Origin of the sequence: Bacteroides sp. HF-162 (assembly GCF_015679285.1) — a bacterium.
In the GTDB taxonomy this organism is placed as follows: domain Bacteria; phylum Bacteroidota; class Bacteroidia; order Bacteroidales; family Bacteroidaceae; genus Bacteroides; species Bacteroides uniformis.
On the sequence record NZ_CP064937.1, the window covers coordinates 281,525 to 304,283 of the forward strand.

At 41.9% G+C, this 22,759-nt stretch carries 15 protein-coding genes and 1 pseudogene; 2 read left to right on the plus strand and 14 right to left on the minus strand.

Annotation, left to right across the window (positions count from 1 at the left end):
- Positions 1-108: 108 nt before the first annotated feature.
- A pseudogene (locus tag ITJ87_RS01130) lies at positions 109-282 on the plus strand (transposase); the annotation flags it as partial.
- A 3-nt stretch (positions 283-285) separates the two neighbouring features.
- Here the strand turns inward: ITJ87_RS01130 and ITJ87_RS01135 are convergent.
- From ITJ87_RS01135 to ITJ87_RS01185, 10 genes are all read right to left on the minus strand, one after another.
- The gene (locus ITJ87_RS01135) at positions 286-2,478 is read right to left on the minus strand and encodes a hypothetical protein (RefSeq protein ID WP_004311265.1); all 2,193 of its coding nucleotides are present in this window, start codon (positions 2,476-2,478) and stop codon (positions 286-288) included.
- A gap of 2 nt (positions 2,479-2,480) precedes the next feature.
- Positions 2,481-4,682, minus strand: coding sequence for a HEAT repeat domain-containing protein (locus ITJ87_RS01140; protein WP_004311266.1), 2,202 nt, complete (start codon positions 4,680-4,682; stop codon positions 2,481-2,483).
- Positions 4,683-4,688: 6 nt separating this feature from the next.
- Positions 4,689-6,863: a HEAT repeat domain-containing protein gene (locus ITJ87_RS01145; protein ID WP_005829319.1), complete on the minus strand. Its 2,175-nt coding sequence runs from the start codon at positions 6,861-6,863 to the stop codon at positions 4,689-4,691.
- A gap of 30 nt (positions 6,864-6,893) precedes the next feature.
- Positions 6,894-8,456, minus strand: coding sequence for a DUF6850 family outer membrane beta-barrel protein (locus tag ITJ87_RS01150; RefSeq protein ID WP_004327091.1), 1,563 nt, complete (start codon positions 8,454-8,456; stop codon positions 6,894-6,896).
- 23 nt (positions 8,457-8,479) lie between these two features.
- On the minus strand, positions 8,480-9,751 hold the full coding sequence (locus ITJ87_RS01155; RefSeq protein ID WP_004312956.1) for a DUF4876 domain-containing protein: 1,272 nt from the start codon (positions 9,749-9,751) through the stop codon (positions 8,480-8,482).
- Between the two features lie 13 nt (positions 9,752-9,764).
- Positions 9,765-12,635, minus strand: coding sequence for a TonB-dependent receptor (locus tag ITJ87_RS01160; protein WP_004311273.1), 2,871 nt, complete (start codon positions 12,633-12,635; stop codon positions 9,765-9,767).
- A gap of 910 nt (positions 12,636-13,545) precedes the next feature.
- Positions 13,546-15,426, minus strand: coding sequence for a carboxypeptidase-like regulatory domain-containing protein (locus ITJ87_RS01165; protein WP_117976751.1), 1,881 nt, complete (start codon positions 15,424-15,426; stop codon positions 13,546-13,548).
- 1,257 nt (positions 15,427-16,683) lie between these two features.
- Positions 16,684-17,472, minus strand: a complete 789-nt coding sequence (locus ITJ87_RS01175) for a ParA family protein (RefSeq protein ID WP_004311277.1) — start codon at positions 17,470-17,472, stop codon at positions 16,684-16,686.
- A gap of 75 nt (positions 17,473-17,547) precedes the next feature.
- Entirely contained in the window at positions 17,548-17,952 is a 405-nt protein-coding gene (locus ITJ87_RS01180) for a DUF3408 domain-containing protein (protein ID WP_004315818.1), read from the minus strand.
- A 29-nt stretch (positions 17,953-17,981) separates the two neighbouring features.
- The gene (locus ITJ87_RS01185; protein WP_004327094.1) at positions 17,982-18,398 is read right to left on the minus strand and encodes a DUF3408 domain-containing protein; all 417 of its coding nucleotides are present in this window, start codon (positions 18,396-18,398) and stop codon (positions 17,982-17,984) included.
- Positions 18,399-18,519: 121 nt separating this feature from the next.
- Here ITJ87_RS01185 and ITJ87_RS01190 point away from each other — a divergent pair, with 121 nt between their 5' ends.
- Positions 18,520-18,729 carry a hypothetical protein gene (locus ITJ87_RS01190; protein WP_005829337.1) on the plus strand — a complete coding sequence of 70 codons (210 nt, stop codon included), beginning with the start codon at positions 18,520-18,522 and terminating at the stop codon, positions 18,727-18,729.
- A 583-nt stretch (positions 18,730-19,312) separates the two neighbouring features.
- On the opposite strand, the gene ITJ87_RS01195 is transcribed toward ITJ87_RS01190, so the two are convergent.
- Genes ITJ87_RS01195 through ITJ87_RS01210 form a run of 4 tightly spaced genes read right to left on the minus strand, consistent with a single transcriptional unit; the run spans position 19,313 to position 22,751 of the window.
- Positions 19,313-19,879, minus strand: coding sequence for a DUF2284 domain-containing protein (locus ITJ87_RS01195; protein WP_004289236.1), 567 nt, complete (start codon positions 19,877-19,879; stop codon positions 19,313-19,315).
- On the minus strand, positions 19,876-20,634 hold the full coding sequence (locus tag ITJ87_RS01200) for an ABC transporter ATP-binding protein (protein WP_004289235.1): 759 nt from the start codon (positions 20,632-20,634) through the stop codon (positions 19,876-19,878). Before ITJ87_RS01200 ends, ITJ87_RS01195 begins: the two co-directional genes overlap by 4 nt.
- Positions 20,631-21,611, minus strand: coding sequence for an iron ABC transporter permease (locus ITJ87_RS01205; RefSeq protein ID WP_004311292.1), 981 nt, complete (start codon positions 21,609-21,611; stop codon positions 20,631-20,633). The genes ITJ87_RS01200 and ITJ87_RS01205 overlap by 4 nt, the downstream gene beginning before the upstream one ends.
- Positions 21,612-22,751, minus strand: coding sequence for an ABC transporter substrate-binding protein (locus ITJ87_RS01210; protein ID WP_004289233.1), 1,140 nt, complete (start codon positions 22,749-22,751; stop codon positions 21,612-21,614).
- Positions 22,752-22,759: the final 8 nt, after the last annotated feature.

Sequence of the window (22,759 nt, forward strand, 5' to 3'; positions counted from 1 at the left end):
AATATCCCTGTTTTAATGATTGGTGTCTGGAACTGGTTGAGGAGTTATACTATAGACATTTACTGAATGTCCCTGTATAGTGTCGATAATATTAAAGAAAAACTTGTTATCTCCCTATATGCCAAAGGAATGAGCGTGTCAGACATAGAAGAGGAGATGCGTGAAATCTATGAGATAGAACTGTCCACATCAGCTATTTCCATCATCACGAACAAAGTCAACCAGGCTGCTCAGGAATGGCAGAACCGCCCTTTGGATCCGGTCTATCTCATCGTTTGGATGATTCTACCTATTTTGACTTTTCAGCCTATTAATTGTTTTGGTAACTTCGTTCATTAGCTTTTGATTGGAAGTTCTAAATGTGTTAAGTTCTTTGATTATATCTGCTTTATTATAGTATAAATTATACCAGCCTAATGTTTCAGCAGCCAATATGCGAAGTTCTTCTTCTTGGCTTTCATTTTTTATAATGTTCAGTAATGGCTCAATAGCTTTAGCAATAGGTTTATTTCGGAACCTACTTATTTCGCTTTGTATCTGTTTGGTAGTACTTTCCGGACTGTCAATAAGTGCAAAATCTCTTTCAAGTCCTTTCTTTTGGCGAGGAAGGTATTCTAACAATTCATTCACATAGGAAGAATCGTAGAAAGACCAATCGGCAGCCTGTTTCTTCAATTCATTCAAAGCCATATCATGGTCGAACGTGTTGATAGCACTAAAAATTCTGAAACGATGGCGGTTTTCATGTCCGCGTAATAAATAGCTTTCTATCCATGCCGGCAACAATTCCGGATTGCAATTCTTTTCAACGTATTCCACCGCATAACGACGGATCAGTTCATAACTGTCGTTCATGGCTGTCTGCAATACATCGGCAACCTCTGTCGGATAGTTCAAAGCTAATAGGCGTAATGCTTCCAACCGCACAACGAAATAGTTCGATTCGTGGTAACTTTTCTTCAGCAACTCAACGAGACCACTATAATTTGCCATTGACAATTGACGGAGCGCCATTGCCTGCATGTCAGCCATAGGGGAATTCAGCTGTTTTTTCCAGAATGTAACATTTCCTTCCTGCGCAACTAAAGCTTGGTTGATGTCCATATCCAGCCCGGCATTATTGGTGAAGTGAAAAGTCGGGTCACCGATCAGATGATTTTCCAAGAAGCAGGTAAAACGAGTGAACTGCCCGATGCGCATACCGGCAGCTAACAAGCCGAGAAATTCATCCGGCCATTTATCTTGAATGGTGTTAACCGTACATCCCATAGTAGCAATGGTCTTACCCTTATTGAATATATAAGAGCCTACAATGTTGTCATCCAAATGGAAAGAACCGTTGAAACAAGCATCGAACAATATAAAACGCGCATTAGGAGTCAAAAGACGAATATCTTCAGTATAGATATCCATATTACGGTTTACAATGGAATCCGATTTTATTTTCTCCTCATCGAAAGCTTCCGCACACCAACTTTCAGGCACCCCATACTGCTTGGCATATTCTTTGATAGCAGCTTCACGCCCATGTTTCTTGGCGTATGAAGGCACTTTGCTTCGCAAGAATATTTTGGCATTCTCAATACTCAAATTAATACCGGAACCATTTTCATAGCCATTGATATACTGCATGGTGGGGCCACCGTGGTGATGGAATAGCATGACATCTAATCCTTCGCGCTGAATCTCGTTCAAGTATAATGGTTTCATCGGATAGCGCATGTTAAAATCATAGAACTTCACTGTATTACCCGATTTGAATATTTGCGGCAATTGCTCACGTAAGGCTATTTGCTCACCGCTCCATGCCAAAGGATCTTCAGAATTGTAACCATGGCCACGGGCCATAGTCAGTTGGTCAAATGCATTTTGCTTTGCTTTTTCGGCAACTGCCTTTTTTAAGTAATCGCGTAGCATCTGATAACGGTTCTCACCTTCTAAATGTAATGGACGGATACGGGCCGAATAAATATCCGGTGAAATATACTGTTTAGAATCAGCACGCAATGTCATATAATGATAGTCAGGTATCAAACTGTCTTGTTTAATATAATCAAATTTTAATCCGAAGTCATCATAATAACGGTCGGAAGGAACGCTTGATTTCTGCCAATTGGCTTTGGGAGACCTTTTGAAAGCCGAAGATAGATGATGTGCATCACGAATCATTGGAATAGGGATGTCACCTATAAATACGCAACCCTCCAAAGGCGTTTTCTCATTCTCATGCAATTTGACAAGTTGCTCACGAATAGGTTCGGGCCTTTTCCAATCATCAATTAGCAAGTAAGTACCTAAACCTTCTTTTTCTATACTGGTACGATAAGCATCAATTTCACTTTTCGCTTCATCATAACTTTTCTGATCGACTACAATTGCAAAAGTAGTCTTTGTTTTTATACTAGGATGTACAACTGTTTGCGCCTGCATATCCTGTAAGCACAAAGCGGTAATTGCCAAAAGGATGTATTTATTCATATTTATAAACTTAATCTTTTGATTGTCTGTTCAAGCTCTGCTTTTAAATCTTCCGGAAGATTGGCTGTTTGTTGCATCTTCTTTATTTCTTCAAGAATGTGTGGCCGTTGTACAGAATTAGTAAACCAACCTAATGCTTCGGCCATTACTACACGTACTTCCTGTGGATTACCGGCATCACGAATTACATTCAAATAATCATCCACGTGGAAATGGAATGTATAGTTACGCACATTGCGGATTGCACTGATACGTTTTGCTTCCGGTGCAGCTACATCCATCAAGGTCTGATGGACTTTTGCCTCTTGTACAAACATTCTTTCCAGGCTTCTTAGTAATCGTTTTTTCTCTTCGTTTTCATTCAAACGGTCAACTTTTGCATAAAAGTCTTCTATTGTCTTTTCTACTTTCTCTTTCGGATAAAGGCTTAAAGCCTTGTTGGCACTCATTTGTACGCGTAAGCGTTCATTATGTTCGACCAATGCTTCCACAATAGCGGGCAATAAGGAATCGTCACCTACAAATCCAGCATAAATGGCACTTTGGCGAGCTACCATTTCATAAGTATCGTTCAAACCTTCGCGTAATGCTTCGATGAAGTTGTCGTCCTGATAACGGCTCAACAACTTGATAGCTTCCATACGAACCGTATTGAAGCCACTTTCCCGGTACTTCTTCAGGAGCAACGGAGATAATTCCTTTTGGGTATCGGCGTCAGCCAGCATACGCATGGCCAAACTTTGTACATCAGCGTATGGGCTGTTTAACAAATTCTTCCAATAGGCTTTGTCATCTTTGTGTATTGTTATATCGGTACTTAAAGTATTGGCTTCGATAGGAGCAAAACGGAAAGTGGGATCACCAAACAAATGACCTTCAAGTGATACGATTAGCTTATTGTATTGCCCGGCTCGTACACCATGGGACAACAAACCAATCATTTCAATAGTCCAGCGGTCTTGCAATACGTTACGGGTATTTCCTTGTGCTACTAATGTCTGACCGTCATTAAAGATATATTGTCCTGCTATATAGTCGTTTTCGTGAAAAGAACCGTTGTAGCACGCATCAAACATTATCATCTTCGGATTAGTGGAAAGATTTCTCTTCATTAAATCTTCCGTTACGATACGTTCATCAGCGTAGTGAAGAGAGTCTGCTTCCCAGAACTTAGGATTGTCCAGGTCTTTAAAAAACACCTCATTCACTTGTCGTTTTTCCTGCATCTGAATACGTAAGGTGTCTTTGTCACGTTTTCCAACATGGGACATGACTGCATTATAAAGTGTACTCTTCAACATTTTATAACGATTATTGAAATCAGTGCATGCCAATTCATCATTAATAAGCTGCCCTGTTGGCATTCCATGTTCATGAAACATAAATAAGTCAAGGTCCTTTCGTTGCAATTCGCTGAATAACTTATATTTCATAGGGTGTTTCATTCGGAAGTTCCAATGTTTGAATCCCATTTGACGACCAAAAGCTAATGGAAAGTTCTCCATATAAGCTTTTTCGTCATCCATCCATACAATCAGGCAATCGGAATTGTAAGAAGCACCATTGAATGAGAATACCCGATCTAATTGATTATGCTTATCTGCCTTGGCAGCAGCAGCTTTCTTCAGATATGAGGCAATGGCCGCATATTTATCCCCTTCCTTTTTTTCCGGATACTTGATACGAGCTGAATAGAAAGTAGGATTTAGCCGCTGGGGACTGTCTTCTGTCAATTTGTAGTAGAAATGCTGATGATTTACTGAGTCTTGCCTGATGAACTCAAACTTTAAGTTCAGATCATCATAAAAGCGGTCGGTAGGTACGGAAGACTGATCCCAAGGAAAGGCTTTCTCATTCATTTTGAATGCAGTAGTCATGTGTTGCGCATTACGTACCAATGCGACAGGCACATCGCCGATTAAAACCAGACCTTCCAATGAAGGGCATTCTTGATATGTTTTGATGATTATCTGTTTGACTTGATCTGGATTTTGCCAGTCACCGCTGATCAGATAAGTTGCCAAACCATCATCTTCAACCGCAGTTTTGTACTGATGCATGGCATCTTTGGTATTTGCATAAGTTTGGTTATCTGTTATGATAGCAAAAGCGGTAGGTTGTTTGACCAATGGCTTTATGACTGTTGTTTGTGCATTTCCTGCCAATGGCAAAAGAAATGCCAGATATATTATTTTTTTAATCATGGCCAATTAATTTTTAAGTCTGTAATATGTACGGTCGGCTTCTTCACGAAGGTTCTCGGATAAGCTCTTATCTTTTCTCAGTTGATCGCATACCCGAAGGATGTCAGGCTTCCGATAAGAATGAGTGAACCAAGCAAAAGCCTCCAATAAACAGGTTTTTAGCTTTTCACTTTCACTGGAGTCGGTAAGTAAAGCCAAGAGGCCGTCTACACAGGCATGTGCCATATGATTTTTCAGAGAATTGCAATAAAGGATGCGCCAACGTTCGGAAGTTTCTTTGCTTAATAACTCTTTTTGCATGCTACGACTATTATTGGCATTCTCCAAAACCTTACGCATCTCCTCCTTGTCTTGCAACACATAGGTCTCAGCCATTACTTTATCAATTGCCGCCTGTACGGCTGCCTGATCAAAGACTTGAAGCCCCAAACTCACATTAAATGCCACACGCTCGGATAGGTTGTCTTCTACATAGGCTTTGATTTGCGGATAAACATACTCGTTCAGTCCCACATGTTGCATCATACGAACAGAGGTGCGACGAATAAATTCATAGGAATCCGTAATGGCCAAGTGTAAGACTTCCCGGAAGTTTTTGTCACTAATCTTCTCAAGCAATGCCAAGCAGGTGAAACGTACCATCATGAACGAGGAAGTTTCAAAAGTTTTTCTTAATAAATCAGAAATACCCGGATAGTCATTGCGATAAAGGTTGTGCAAAGCAAAATTCTGTATGTCGGCATAGGGCGACTGTAATAACTCCAACATGCGGGACTCGCTATATGGTTCTTTGAACAAAGCATTGGCATCTACCTCATTGATAGAATGAAAACGTAGAGTAGGGTCACCGGTAATGTGCGATTCGAGAATATTCGTCAATTTAGCCCATTGCCCCACTCGTGCTCCCATACCTAACAGGCCGAGCATTTCGTTTGCCATTTTATCTTGCAGTACATTGACTGAATTGGCAAAAGTAGTTACGCATTTTCCTTCCGACATGATATAACGTCCGGCAATGTAATCTTTTTCCCGGAAATCACCATTATAGCATGCATCGAAAATTACCATACGGCTATTAGGCTTAAACTCTGTAACTTCCGACAGGATAATACCGGTGCGCAGGTCTAGTAAAGAATCTTCTGCAATTACTTTGGGATCATCATAGCCTGCAATCCAAGTAGTGTCCAAACCGTATGTGTTTTTCATCATATCCAGCATTTCGTCGAAAGACTTTTTGTTGTTTTGCTTTCTACGCGCTAAACCACGATAATAGTACTTCATTGCATCTACATGAGCATTCCACCTATTAGTAGCGGGACTACCGGAAAGATATTGACGTTCGGGCATACCATGCTCATGAAAAATAGACAAGTCCAGATCTGTGCGTTTCAGCATATTAATGACATCGTCCTTGGGATAATCGCTGAAATTATAACGGATGAAACGGGCCCGTCCCTCTTTATCGAATACGCCCGGCATTTGTTCGCGAATAGTAAAGGTTTCCGGTGTCCATGCAGTCAATGAGTTAGAGTAAGAGCCATCACCTGTATAGGAGAAGAATTGGTCTAATTTATTGTTTATCTGGTGCTCAGCCACCACTTTTTTAAAATAGCGGCTGATTTGCGCATGCGGTTCTTCGCCGTTATCAACAGCTTTGACACGTGCAGAATATATGTCACACCGAATTTGCTGTGGAGATTTTATAGCCAAATTATAATAGAAGAAATTATTTTCGACACTGTCCTGTTTCAAAAAATCGAATTGTAGGTCGAAATCATCGTAGAAACGGTCGCTGGGCACTGAAGAATCTCTCCAGTCATTGTTTTTCTCATCCATTTTAAAAGCGGAAGTCATATGCTGGGCTTTGCGGAGCATTGGAATAGGGATATCACCGACAAATACCACTCCTTCCAATTTATCCTTTTTGTAGAGTTTAACAATAACTTTCTTTACATCTTCCGGTTTATTCCATTCATTGTATACGATGAACGTAGGCAACCCTTCCTTTCCTAGAATCTCCTGATAGGCTTTAAGCTCGGCTTCACAAGCCTGAAATGTCCCTTTATCTGTAATTACAGCAAAAGAGGTGTCCTTTACTTTCACAGCCGGTTTAACAAATGTCTGTGCCCGCAGAGATAATATGCTGCAGAGCATCAAACTTCCAGTTATTAATTTACGCATGTTTTGTAATATAGATTTCGTTATGTAGCATTAAAAATTACATCCTAAACTTATCGATAAATGAGTACGCCCATCATAATCATAGTCAGAGGTATTTACACGATCGAATACAACTTTTGCAAATAAGTTCATACGTCTGTTTTCTCTGACTTGTTGCGAATACGTTATCGACCCGCCAATACGATAGTAATCACAGGTATAATAATTAGTCAGCCCTTGTTGTAATTCGGTTACAGTTGGATAGTCTGCATGGCTGCCACCATATACATATTCACCTCCCAGATTATTGTTATACGCAACATGAACATCTATTAAAAGCCTGCGATTCAAACTATTGCCTAAAACAAAATTTTTTTTGCCACCTAAGCCTAAAGATAAATTTTCTGCATTCTGTACAGAATTAGGCATTAAATATTCATCGTCTTGCTTGGTATAATTCACATTTAATTCTGCTTTCCAACTATATTCATTCCCGCGGTTTCTGCTTAATGCATAATTAAGAGAAGCGGTTTGTGCCTTGTACGTAGAACGGATGTTATTATATAATTCCACCCAGCCACTTTGTGATTCAGAGTTATCGCGTTGAGAAATATACTGAATACCATCGATGTTACGATTTGTATATGTGGTTCTCATATAATTGGTATAGTCCTTTCCTTCCTGAATCATCGTTAAAGAAACATGAGCAGTTTTATCTTTTACACCGGCTATTTTTTTAGGAGTCGTATAGCTCTGCTGAACAGTTTCCGCTTTTACATCGTAACTGCCCTCAAGCAGTAAATTGAAAGAGGGCATACTGAAGTTGTACTGGAGAGCTCCACCGAAACGGTCTCCAATATAATTGCTGGTTACACCGCTGCCTATTCCTTTTATGGCTGTTCCCAAACCGTATAATATATAATAGTCCTGATCCACATAAGAGTTGACATTACTCATTCTTGAGTCTTCCTTGATAGAACTATACTTGAAACTTGCACCAAACTTGTGTGAATTATTCAACTTGTAAGTAATCCCCGGCGTCAGTCCCAGCGTATAAAAACGGGTATCCACACGCGGGTCGCGCTGTTTGGCAGCTAATGTAGCTACATAATTACCTTCCAACCCCAATGCCCAATGATTACCAAGTAAAGGAGTAGCTGCACGAAACTTCAGATCGTAATATTGATTTCTCCATTTACTTAAGTGCTGGTCTGCGACATAGTAAGGCATTCCCCTGAATGGATCGGCAATGGAGGCGTTATATCCGGCATCTGTCAGATTTTTTTGTGCAAAATTAAATGCTCCCCACACATATGCATTTTTCAGATTGATAAAGCCTTCACTGGATACACCTACGATAGCCTCTTTCTGCCCCTCTTGCGGACGGCAATAGTTTCCGTCCTGTAAGTCATATCCCAATATAACATTCGAATAATTCTGAATATCATCGAATGGCATACCGGCAGCATTCTGTGAATGAGACCATAGTCGTCTTGTTTTCAATTGTTCCATAGCGGCGGGAGAGAAGCCCTGTGCCGCTCCCACCATACTTACAAGGCAGGCTATCATTACCAGCAGGCAGCTTTTCATATAGTTCATATATTGTTTTTTCATTGTTCTGTCTTTTTAGTTAATTATTACAATGTGTGATTCCATGAAGGCATTTTTGCTCCATTACGACGCATTACAGGAACAACGCCACGTTCAAAGTCATCCGTACTGTTGTTTGTATCCTGATATATATATGTACCTGTTTCTTCGCGAATAATAGGATTACCTTCTTCGTCTGTGGACAATTTGCGAGCAATACCTAAACCGCAATAAGTAGCTCCTACCCAAGTAATACCTGCATCAAGTACACCGGGGACACGTTTTGCATTCATCTTTGACTCATTGTTTACTGCTTCAACAGCATCCAATACATATTTAATAGGTATTTTTGCATAATAAACATTGCTGTTCGGTTTGCTAAGATCTGTTGTCTTCATATTTTCATCGTTGACCGGATCCCAAGCTTCTCCTTCAGGAACACGAAAAATCACATAAGCACCTCCGAATACGGATGTCAAATATTGTGGTATACTTCCCATCTCTGCTTTTCCTTGGTAGAAAACATGTTGCATATCATAAGCTGCCTGGTCAGGGAAGTTTGGATTATTCATATTAAACTCAAACTCAGAACTACTGCCGTCTATAGGACTTTGAGGGTTATAGATGTCCAACTGATGGTTAGCGGCAAATTGAGAAATGATGCAAGATTCACCTGGCGCTAACGGATATTCGGTTCCATTTCCTGGAAATTTCCACACACGTTCTCCATATGCATAATTATTACCGTCCGCTTCCGGCCAAATAGGTAATTTAGTGGTAGCTGTACCCGGAGTTAAATTTGCGAAATAAATACCGTCCAAATACAAAATGTCAGCAGAGTTATTGTATATCTCATAGAACTGGTCTCGGAAATAGACTCCTCCTTTTTCCGGACGGCTACCGCAATAATAAATCTCCTTGAATATTAATGGGCTCACTTTAAGCCCTTGTACTTCAATATTCAATGCGCTACCATGCTTAAATAATGCCGCATTTACAGAATTGCCATTGATGTAGTATTCATTGTTTTCTGTATCGATCGCTGTACCGGATACTGTTACCGAATAAATTCCGGGGATAATTCCGTCAACTTTCACACTATTATCAGTTACTTCTTTTACATAATGTAAATCTTCATCGTAATTGTCGAACTTTACAGTCAGATCTTTCAGTGTGGATATATTTTCAACGGTAATATCCAAATATACATCCACTGTGATAGGATTCACTTCTGCTGTGCCAGACATGTCCCTGAACGAATCGCATCCTATCAAAAGGGTACTTGCCAATGTAAACAAATATATTAAATATTTTTTCATAACTTCCTAAACATTATAAAGTGAGTGATAATTCCAGCCCAAAGAAAAATCGGTTATTCAATTGAATATATGAACCCGGATTACGTTTGGATTCTCTGCGCGGATAACTTCTGAACATATTGTTGGCAAAGAAAGAAACACGTAGCATATTGCTAATTTCTTTAGTTACATTCAAGTTAAAACAAAAATAAGGACTGTATGATTCTTTTATAGCATTATTATGACTTACATTATTCAACATATATCCATATCCTGCATCCTTTACTTGCTGGGTAGTGGTATATTTCCCCTTGGGAAACATATTTACAGACGCATCTTCCAATGCTAAATAGCCCACAGGTATAGAATCGTTTCCAAATGTATTCCAATTAGACTGCTGCCAAATAGCTTGTGCTGTCATCGTAACAACAAAACCGATACGCGGGATATTGTGAGTGGCACGTAAAGTCGTTACAAATTGTTGTTTGTAACTTGCATTGCCTTCTTGAGAATAAATGGCCACCGGTTTACGGGCTGAAGCAGCATCTTCGCTATTGTCATAGAAGCTATAACCCTGACGCCAACTCTTAGTACGCATCCATGAGCCATTTATTTGGAAGGCCGTACGGATAGCATCAATACGTCCGATATTCAAATCAAATTCTAAACCTTTAGTTTCTATATTTAAATTATTAGTTGGTTTTGCATAAGTAGACAATACCGGTAGGCTACTACTAAGCTCTATCCCGTTTTCTGTGCGCTGGTATTCATTGTAGATAAATGTATTGAAGGTGTTGAAGGTTTGGCTCATTACATAACCATCCTTCAGACGCTCCTTATAAGCTATTACATTCAGATTGGTTTTACCCACTCGTAAATTAAAACCGACTTCTGCTTTATGATTTTGGGCAATCTTCAAATCTGAGTTATCTACTTGCCGAACTTCTGTGGTAGTCATAAACAAGCGCTGGCTTTCCGGAATATTTTCATTGGTAAGCTCATTTATATTGATATATTCAAAATATGCATTTTCTGGATATAAATAGAGAAGAGAAGGCATCTTTGCAGCAATACCGTAACCTCCCTGAAGACTTAATAGATTCGGAATCAAATCAATGGATGCATTTACACGTGGCGAGAAAATGCCTCCTACTACTGAGGTATGATCATAACGCACACCAGCCTGAATGTTCAAATCATGCGTACCGCTTATGGACCATTTGAAATTATCTTCCACATATGCACCAAATTGGTTAATGAAAGGAATATCCTTATAGTTACGTGGACGGAAAGATGAATTATGACCGTATTGACTACGATAAGGAGGAGTACTTGGGTCATAAGTTTTTCCTTTACCAACGTTACCGTCACTCCGGAAATCCGCACCAATCAAGATGCGGTTGTTTACATGACCGCTCGCCTTGAATAGAGAACTCGTCACTTTAGCAAACAAATTAACTTCACGACTATCGATCTCATAGTGTCCCAAATAGCTGCTTGGTAGATAAACAGCATAATGATTTATGTCTTCCGGTCCAAAATTAGTAATTTGATTACCATTGGCATCATAGATATGCTGACCTGCAAAGTTACTAAGTACCGCACCGTTTGTAGTGGTCATGGAATAAGGAGATGTAGCAGAACTGTATACGGTTTCATAATAACTGTCTTTATCCATATACGTACCTGACAATACATAGCGTAGTGTTTTTAACCAGCCCTTATTTATATTCCATGTACCATTGGTATTCAAAGTAAAACCTATATCGCGGCCTTCCGAAGCTGTTTTAGTTTGTTCATCATCAGGATTACGTTCACGTTGATCCTTACCATAAATAAAATCAAAGCTGGAATTGGTACGTAACTTATTATTAAAGAAAGTATTTGAATAGAGCAACTTTGTTGTGGCACGCTGATAGTGCTGGTAACTGGATATTGGATTATTCGTATTATAAGCATAATCTGCACTTACATTTAAAGCGCCTTTCTTTTTTCCAAGTTCAAAACCGGTTCCCATAGACACCTGATAGATATTGGGATTGGCTTTTGCTTTGACACGTAGCGGCTCACGACCAGCTTTTGTATTAATAATTACTGCTCCTGAGGTCAGATCACCATATTCAACAGAAGGGATACCACGAACGATTTGTATAGACTCTATATTTTCAGTAGAAATACTACGAACATCGGTTCCACCAGCCGGCGAGGCACCTCCGGCCAATGAAGCGGGTGTTTCCGTACCACTTAATACCGTAGGGCTCATCGCAGATAGATTAGCATTATTTGAGATGGGGGCACCATCACGAATTATTGCGGTGCCCATAGCATTCATCGGAGCTTCCGGACCACTGGAACTGGAAACTTGACGGATGTTAATCTGTTGTGCCGAACTCATATCTTGATTCTGTGAAATTCCACCTGGCATCAATGACATTACATCATATAAACTGGTCGCTTGCATATGGTCCATAGCAGAGCGGGAAATGTGAGAAGATGTGGATTTGCCTGAACGGCTGTTGGTTGCAGTTACTGTAACTTCTTTCAACTTAAAATCCTCATTCCTCATTGTAAAATTAAGAACCAAATCCTTATTTACATTTATTAAGGTGTCAATGGAGACTTTGCCCAAATATTGAATTTGCATACGAATTTTACCAGTAGGTACGTTTTCCAGTATGTATCTACCATTTTCATCAGAGGTTGTCCCTAGTGCAATTTCAGGAATAGACACAGCTGCAAATTCTAAAGGCAAACGCTTGTTGTTGTGGTCGTACTCATAAACAGTGCCTGTAAGTTTTACTTTGTAATTGTTTTGCGATTTGATAGGGAGGGCAATTCCTATGCAAATAAGTATAAACAAGTATATAATATTACACCCCAAAATACCTTTTTTCATAAGTAACATCATATTTATTAATAATGCAAAATTATATGTAAATTTTAAATTAAAACAAACCATTGTGTGTAACAAAACTAAAATTATTAAAAATACATGTTGTTTTTGTTGGTGCCGTTGCATAATCTCACAGACCTCAACCGTCTGTTGTCTAACAATATAGCAACTGCATTATATTTAGGAAAATCCAATATATATTAGTACTTTATTTAAGTTCCATACATAGTAATACGGATCTTGAGTGATTAAAAGCAAACTGCAAATCTAAATAAAAAACGGGATGGTTGTAGTTCTGATATGCTATATCTTAATACAACGCAGATAAATACTTATATTTTCATTGATAGATCTAACTAAGTTAAAAAACGGATTTTCTCCAAAATTCTTCTGATAGCTCCGTTCCAGCCTCATATTTATCGCACTTTACAGAAGCCCCAGTTCAAATATAAGGAAACTGTATCTCTCTTCGATAAAAGATCTATTTTAGGACGCAAAATTAGATATTACAAAAGATTATAAAAATACCATTTTTTGGGTATAAAAACGCATCTAATACCTATATATAGGTATTAAATATCATTGGCAATGTATGTTCCATTTCATTAAGCAAACAATTTTTTGTATAAAATACAAATAGTACTTTTTTACCCACTTAAAAAGTGCAAGAATGTATAAAAGTCCATGTGTCAGCTATAATAGGGGCATGAATAGGCATCCGTTCCATACCTGTCCCTATTTGAATCGGTCACCCCACAGTGACCGGACATTACTCACCCAATTCGGATTCTCATTACAGTAGGCAACGAAAATCTGTATCAAGTTCCAAAGCCCGAGAATCATTCCATTAAACCTGGCAGGAATTGTGACAACATGTCTGCTTGAAACAGCTACTATTATGGTATCATGCTGTATTGTTATGCTATATACCATGTTCTAAGTCAAAACTCTTTTTTTTTAGAATTGAAGGTTTAAGGCTCCATCCGAAAGTCAATATCACTTTCTCAAAATTCTTTTCTACAGCACCCTTTGTATAAGTTAGGATGTCTTTCTCTAGAAAATTTTTGAAATCAGATGAACTCATGTCTCTAAAAATGTTTATATATTCTTTTTTAAGAAATTCATTTATGGCATGTGCCGATATCTTTTTTTGCGTGCACTTTTCTATAACATATAAGTTGCTTGGTACCGGTACCATCGTGTCCAGCCCCATGAAGATATTACAGTCTACCATAAGAGTATAAGCGCCGCTCTCGGCAAGAGGTGCGGAAATGCAGTAATTGGCTTGCTCAAGCAGAGAATCCGCCAGTTCTTTTGTGGAAGAACTGATACTATTGGCCAATTGTTCATATCCTCTTAGATTCAGTTGGGATATGGTCTTTTCGATAGCCGGGATGAATTTCATTCCTGGACCCAGGTTCAAATCAAATCTTTTGTAATAGACAAGAAGCTCATTCCAATCTTTGTACCGTGAAGGTTTGATGATATTTACATTGTCTATACCATGTTGTTTAAGATACTCGCCGGAGGAAAATGCATCTTCTTTGAAGGTCTGTGTGTTTCCATCCGGGAAACTTAAATAGATGGTCTTATATGTGTCTCCAGTGTTGGTCCTTGCAAAAGCTTTACATTCCTCACCTTTGAGATAATATGCTGTGGTGATGTCAAAACCATTACCGCTGGCATCATTGTCATAGCAACAATTCCACTTTACCTTATCAGATGGGAATATACGGCTTATATTCTCTATTTGGGATTTGGTGACATATCCCCCCGTGCTTATGAATGCGCATGTGGTTTCTTTAGTATAATGGTTTATTTCGTAGAAACTCATTGCGTCAATAGCGGATTCAAAGAGATATATGTCTGTAACCTTGTCAAAAGGAACAAAATTGGCCATCCAACAGCTTTGTGCCTTGTCACCACCCGTGGCAAAGGCTTTATAATTGGTATTGGTCTCTGCAAAATAGTTCCTCATTTCAAAGTTAAGGATTTCCATCTGGGAGGGTTTGCGGAATGGAAAGCCGATATGATTGTTTTTTCCTACCTGGTAGATGAACAGTCTATTGGCGAAATCCTCCACAGTCTGTGGAGAGAGCTTCCTTTGGACGGTCAAATATGGATTATCCTTTTTGATAGGACGAGGATTCCAATAATTCAAATTGGATTCAATATCATTTGGATTCAGTCCCAGCAGAGGATTGTTTACCGTTTCGGTATCTTCATTGGTGATCTGTTGAGTAGGCATTGGTACACCATCAATGACGAAGAGAGGCTGGGTTCCTCCTGTGACGGAGTTGACACCTCTGATTCTGAAAGTCATTCCGCTTGACAATGAACCGTCTGTGGGGATAATCTGTACTCCGCTGATTTTGCCTTGTAGTGCTTGCAACGTCTGCGTAGAACTACTGTTTACAATATCTTTTATATTCACAGAAGCAACGGCGGTTGCAATATCACTTTTTCGCTGGCTACCATAGCCTACAACAACCACATCATCCATCTCTGTGACTGAAGGGTCTAGAATGATATCAAATCTTCGGTTCTTTCCGATAGTGATAGTTTTGGGCTTATATCCCAGATAACTGATGACCAGTTTTTCAGAAGGAAGTACTTTTATCGTGAACTTTCCTTCTAAATCGGTGATTACTGCATTGGTGGTACCTTCGATATTTATCGTGGCACCGATAAGAGGTTCACTCTTCTCATCCAACACTTGCCCTGAAATAGTTACTTGCTGTGCTAATGCTACAGTGAAATGTAGTATTAGAAACAATGTGCTTAATAGTACTTTTCTCTTCATAGTGCAGATATTAAAGTTTATAATAAGGATTAATACAATTAGATTTAAAATGGTAGTGCAAATAAAGCGAATTATAATATCCATGTTTTGACCTATTGTACTTTTCTCTTGACCAAATTACAGACTTTTTCTTCAAAGGTAATCGCTTTCTATTAATTTCATTTATCACCGCGTAAAATTATTCGATTGGACTTTTTATAGTGAGTATTATCATGGGGAGTATTAAAAAAGATTGGATATGAAAAATAGTATGTTAAATCATTCTGTTTTCTCAAATATGCAGTGGGGTGTGAGCGCAAGGAAAAATATCTGTAGAAATTGATAATAATGTATTTTATTCAAACTTTCCATTTATCCAAACTCTATCAGTTATCTGCACTTAAATCAGGCTTTGATATTTCAAGAGTTTGGATAAATGATTAAGGATTCAGTCTGCATTAATACCGAACATAGCAGTCAGTGAACGATTGATACCTTACGTTCGCATCGTGCGAAGTCTATTCCTTTCCACACGGTTTTGCGTCCGGCTGAAGATGCACACTCGGCTTGCGCCTTGTTCCTTTGCTGTTTCTTTATACTTGAAGTTCTACAATTCGTTTCACAAAGAATTACCCTGTGGAAGTCTGCCCGCTTTCGCGTAGGGTGACGTTGAAACCTTTATCCAGGGCATTACACCATGGCATTCGCTTTCTCCACAATCCTTTACCCGCACCTCATTCGGCCGCTCTTACAATTGGCCACCCATCGGTTATTGGCTGACGGGAGAGATACGGGCTTACCAAGTTTCGCACAAATAACTGACGACCGACTTAGACTCCGCCTATCCACCAGCAGTGCGACATCCGTGTAGCACGATGTAACAGCGTACTATCCTGACTGCTTGCCTTTTGGAATGGCCCATAAATATCCGTGAGCTAATTCATAGTCACGATGGTACGGCGATTCACTTAGGTTACTCATATCAGTCAGCTTTGACATTCTTCGCCTATGATGCTTAGGTTGGAACGTCGTTGTCAAGAGGGCTTCGCACCCGACCGTTGCCAGTCACGTACGCCTCTTCAGGCTACTATTGATGGAACAATAGGTTCAGACACGATGCTGAACAATTACTTGTGTGACCTCTTGGCGCACATTACACTACTAAGGTAATGCTTTTATAGGAGAAGTCACATCTGTAAAAAACTTATTATCATGCAATTATCTTACTTTATCTTAGGCTAAAAGCCCTTATTCAAGGTGTCTGTATCCTATCATCCGCTACCGCTCGGTATCGGATTCCTCCAGACCGATGGCATGGCATATCTCCTCCACCAGTTCAGGAAGGCCGGAGTCTTTCTCCTGACGGGGATCGGGTGGAAACAGCGTGGAACGAAAGACACCCTTACAGACAGGGTCCGCCTCCTTGTTGTAGCGGAGGGTGTTCGGAATGTGTGAGGACAGCAGCCGCAGCCCCATCCTGTGGATGACCCGGTTCCAGGCATCATACAAATTCTTCCGTCCCCTTCTATCCACCATGTTCCAGAACAGCCGGATTCCTTTCAAGTTGCAGTTCCCCTTGGCGATCAGCTCCTCTTCCAGCACCTTGGTAAACTGCAGGGAACTCTGCATGACGATATTGTCCGCCTTGAGCGGGACAAAGATATAGTCCATCGCGGCAACGGTATGAACCACCCCCTCGCTGCGGAGCGTTCCGGGAAGGTCGAAGAGCACGATATCGAAAGTCTCCCCTTTTTCGTCCATATAACGCCGCAGGTCTTCCACCCCCTTTTCCGGGTCGCTTTTGATGACCGGATAGGCAGGCTTACGGATTCTTTCGTACTGCCGGTACAGGTTCACCTTCAGGTCATCATTTTTCATGACATTCTCCATGTCCCTCTCACGCATCAGGGCGATGCTGTGCTGCGGGGAGTCACAGTCCACAACCGCCACACGCACGTCTTTGCGGTAATGCAGGACACTGGCCAGCAGTACCGTAAAGACGGATTTTCCCACGCCACCCTTCTGGCTGGCGATGGCAACCAACAACTCTTTTTCTTTTTTCATCATACTTCTTTTTCATTAAAAGTTAAACACTATTGTTTCAGAAACAAAAATAATGCTCCCATCGGGGGAGATCCCCTGTCATGGGGGACGAGCCTTTATGACCGGGCCGGGCAGGGACTCCTCCAGAATCATGTCCGTCGTTTCCCTGTATTCTTCCAGATGCCGCGAGACAAGGTGGTTGATGAACCCCTCCAGAGTGACCTTTCCGTTTCTCGAGGCTCCCGCCAGGATGGACAGTTTCCGGTGCAGGGCGGCGGGAATATGCAGCGACCGACGCTGCACGCCCGCAATGCCATGCAGGTATTCCTCCCCGTAGACGGACGGTTGCATGGGGCCATTTTTCCTTGCGGGACGTATAATGTCGTTACCGGACGTTCCACGTCTCTTCCGGGGACAGGCAGGCGCTTCCCCCATGATCTCACGGATGCGGTCCGCGTCCATCCCGCCAAGACCAATCCGCTCTTTTACGTTCTTTCCTGTCATGATATGCCTTCTTGGACAATGACAACGTTTTATCGGCGAGGTGTTCCTCCCGGCTGTCCGTCCTCATCCCAGGGACGGTAGACCTCACCGAGCAGGGAGGCGATGTCCTCCCTGTGTTCCTCCATATGGAGTTCCAACAACCGGATGATAAAACCGGAGATGCTGCCGCAGCCGGCGGCCCTGACCAGCATGGCGATCCGGCGGTGCAGTCTCCCATCAATGTAGGCGGTCTTCCACTCAGCGGCTCTGGGAGCGGGAACCAGAAACCTCCTCTTGTATTCCTCCGGACCTGTCACTTTCCCTGCCCGGACCTGACTTCCATGACTTGGTATCTCCACCACTGGTTCCAGGGATGGGGAAACGGGAGCTGACAGAAGGTTCCCCGTGAGTCCGACCCTCTCGAGAACGATATCGGAAAGCCGGTTCTTTTCCTTTTCTGAATCCATATTTTAAAATCTTAAATTATTAAATTACACAACTGGTATTGTCTCGGAATACAAAATAAAGGAAGAAGAGAACAGGATGAAACCACCTGTCACTTATAGTCATCCAAAGTCAGTTATTGTCATGATACACATGACGGGGGGGACGGAGATGCCGTTCCGTTCGGACGGTTCTTCCTATGCGGAGGCGACATCAGAGGCCCGTAGTGGTGTGGAAAAGCGAGCGGGATTCCGTTTCCTTGTCCACCGTTCCTTTTTAATCCTTATGGGCAGGCGTGAGAGCGCGCATCCGTCCGGATACGGATTCTTAAATTATCGGTCTATGGGAGTGTAAAAGTATTAATCCGTTAATGGAGAATTATGAAGGAAGACCATAAGGTGTACACGGCTACATTCTCCATTTGCAGAAGTGTAGAAGTAGTAATCCATTAATGAAGATAATGCAGAAAAACCATAAACCATATACGGCTCACTGCCGCTCTCCATTTGTAGATGTGTAGAAGTAACAATCCATTAATGGACAATAGGGCATGTAAAGGGCAGATTTCCCGTATATTCGCCTCCTTATTCCCGAATTATGGACGTAAGTCATATGATTATGGAGAGATATCCACCCTTTTATGGGGAGAGCAGCCGGCAAACACCTGATGGAAATGCCTCGTAAATCACAGGAGAATAGCCATACAATGGGCTAATACACAATAATTATTGGATAAATGTGGTCCGCTCCTGCGGACAGCAAGTTGTGTTTTCGTTTAACGAAAACAGGACGGTTTAACGGAGAATACACCGATAAACCGTTACTTATTTCAAGCTCCAGCGTCGCTTTTTACATATCTAATTATAATTCATTTGAAATCACAAAACAGATTGAACCGAATGTGGTTAGTTTGTCTGTTTATTTCATGTCCGAATCATTAGTATGCTATGTTGCAAAGTTCGTATTCATTATGAAAAAATCCGCTTACGAGAACAAGATATTCAGGTAATTTGCCATCCTTTCCCCAAAGAAGTTCGATGTTAAAAAGTTCAGAAAGCGTTTTGGCTATGTCAAATCCGAAGGCTTCGAGTGACGGACGCACTTTTTCCGGGTGTCGGCATGGTGTGCCGCAGTTACGCGTACACTCGTTATCTGAGCAGTGAAGACATTTACCTATATAGGCAAATGAACGCCCTCCATATTTCCGTTCCATATCCAATAATTCGCTCTCGATTCGTATCCGTTCCGGTAAAATGAGTTTTTGTGTATATTCAATCGGAATATCTTTGTCTTCAGGGATTATCTTCGTTGCCATAAGATGTGCATACTTGTATTGTCGGAGAAACGATTCCGTATCAAAATCAAATGGAGGACACCCCCAACTTTTACCGTAATTGGTACATTGTTTGCAAAGTTCAAGAAAATGTGGTTCGTCACGGAATTCGGCGATGTATCCTTCAACAGTGATGTCTGAAGTAAAATTTTCTACAGTGTATATACTCATTGTTTCAAAATCATTGTACCGCATAAGGAGTCGAAACGGATGTTTTCATTTTGGAAAAGTCTGTCAATGTATCCGCTTTTCTGCATTTCAGACGCGGTCAAGCAACTTAAATTCGGGGTATCTAACAATGCTATCGAATCGCACATGGACAACGCGATGTCAAGTTCATGTGTCGAGAACATGATACATTTTTTCTCGTCGTGGACAAGCCTACGAAGCAACGCCACAAGTTCGTAGCGATTAGGCATGTCAAGAAAGGAAGTCGGTTCATCAAGGAGAATGATAGGAGTATCCTGTGCCAATGCACGAGCAATCATCACACGCTGGCATTCGCCATCCGACATTTTATCCATCGTGCGGTTTGCATAAGCCTCCATTCCCACCGAAATGAGCGATTGCATGACTATCTCCTTATCTGTTTCTTGCATCCTACCTATCCAGTTGGTATAAGGAGCACGGCCTATGGCTACGACATCCTTGCACCGCAGGTTGGCGATGCGCGTGCGCTCGGTCGTGACGACAGCCAGCGTTTTTGCCATATCTTCGGTTTTCATGCAGGCGATGTCGTGCCCGTCGAGAATGATTTTTCCGGAATAACACCGGTTCAGACCGGCTATGGCGCGGAGCAACGTCGATTTTCCTGTCCCGTTTCTTCCGATAAGGGCTGTCAGTTGACCTTTTTTTATCGTGGCATTTACCTCGTGGAGCAACGAGTTTTCTTTGTAACCTATGGAAAAATGCTGTAATTCTATCATGCGGTGATGGATTTGTTGCGTAAAACCACCCATACGACGATTGGGATTCCCAATAGAGCTGTAATGGCGTTGATCGGCAAGGTGAATATTTTAGAAATGATGTCGCAAAGAAGCAATATCGATGCTCCCGAAAGAATTGTTCCGGGCAGAAGGACATGATGATCGCTATTTTGGAAAAGCATTCTTGTGACATGAGGCATAGCGAGACCTATGAAACCTATCGGACCGCAAAAAGCGGTTATCGTTCCGGCGAGCAGCGTTGTCGAGAGAAACAACAGGCTGCGTGAACGCCGAATATTCAGTCCCATTGTTACGGCATATTCCTCTCCGAACAGCAGGAGGTTAAGCGGTTTGATGGTCAGTACAGCCAACAGCAGTCCGGCAAACACCGATGGAACAAGAATCAGAAGTTGTCCGGAGGTGACGTCACCCAAAGCCCCCATCGTCCAAATGACAAAGGCTTTCAGCGATTCCTCTTTGCTGAGGTACTGCAATATCTGCACGACAGCACCTACGCCCGATGAGAACATCATGCCCAGAATCAGGATTACCATGATGTCTTTTATTCGCTGTCCGACGGCAGTTATCACGAGCAACACGACAGCCGCACCCACCCACGCTGCTCCGGCAATGCCTATTGATGAACCGATCCCGGCAAGTACCACAAGTGCCACACCGAGACTTGCACCGGAACTGATGCCAAGGACATAGGGACCGGCAAGAGGATTACGGAAGAGGGTCTGCATCTGAAGACCGCTGACCGATAAGGCAGCCCCGGCCAACAGTGCCACTATAGCTTTTATGAGGCGTATGTTGAGTACGATTTTTTCCGTGGCACGGGAACAATTTCCCCCGGTCAGTGCTGCCCATACATCGCGGATCGGAATGTTGACAGCTCCCACGGCCAAGTCCAGTAAAAAAAGACCGACCGTGAGCGTAATCAATATGGAGAATAATATAGTCGAACGGGAACGCATCTATTTCAGTTGCTTGTAATACACACACTCTTCCTGCACCAGTTCAGGATGGAATATCTTCACGAGGTCGCGGAGCACGATGTCAGGATTCACGACGGCAGACTCGTAATAGTCGTTACCCCCGGCTGTGTTGGTACGGGCGTTGTTGTTATACACCTCTCCATTTTTGAAACATCGGGTATCGGTGAATTTCGGACATGATGCCTTCAAGTCGTCAAGGGAGTTCGCCATTCCCACGTTCAACCACATGTCCGCATCCGACGCGAGCAGATATGCTTCTTCTAAGTCAATGGGGATAGAAGCGTTTCCCGTGTTCTTCTGGTAGATATAGCGGCCTCCCGCATCAGTAATCAAGCGGGCTACATAACTTTGGGTTGAAGGCATGAACCACGAGTCGCCATAGGGAACATTAAGCATAACCGAAGGAGTGCCGAGGGTACTGTCGGCCACTTTCTTTTTCAAGGCGTTGTATCTGACCGGGATTGCGGCAAAGGCTTTTTCACCCTTCTCACGTTTTCCTGTGACTTCTGAAAGCACTACCATCCATTCGGCCTTGCCGAGAGGCGACTCTTCAAGATAATCGCCGACATACATGAACGGTATGTCGAGTTCTTCGAGTTTGCTTTCCATTGCGCTTGCGCCGTTCACCCCATAGAGCAGAACGAGGTCGGGATCGAGCGAGAGCAGCAACTCGTAGTTGATGTTCCCTTCATAGCCGACATCGCCAATACTGTCGCGGCGGGCTTGGATGTCTGGGTTGGAAATGTAGTCGATTCCCGAAACGCCGGTTATACACCGGACTTCACCGATTGCGTCAAGCATGGCGATATGAGTGGAAGACATCGCCACGATACGTTTGGCGTCTCCTTTGAGTACCTGTCCTGCAAACCCTTCGGGAACCTCTTCACCGTTGCGGACGATAAACAGCCATGTGGTTACACTGTCCGCTCCCTGCCAGGGATTCCTGACGGTTATCAGTACGCTTTCCTTCCCGCCCGCCCCTTTGATGTCGAAGCCGGAGGCATATTCGGGAGCATAAAGCAGCAGGTTGAAATCATTGATTTTTGAGCTTTTGTTGTGGCAGCCTGTAAATGCCAGAGAAAGCAACAAAATCAGGCTTAAATTCTTTAATGCGTTCATATTGATGC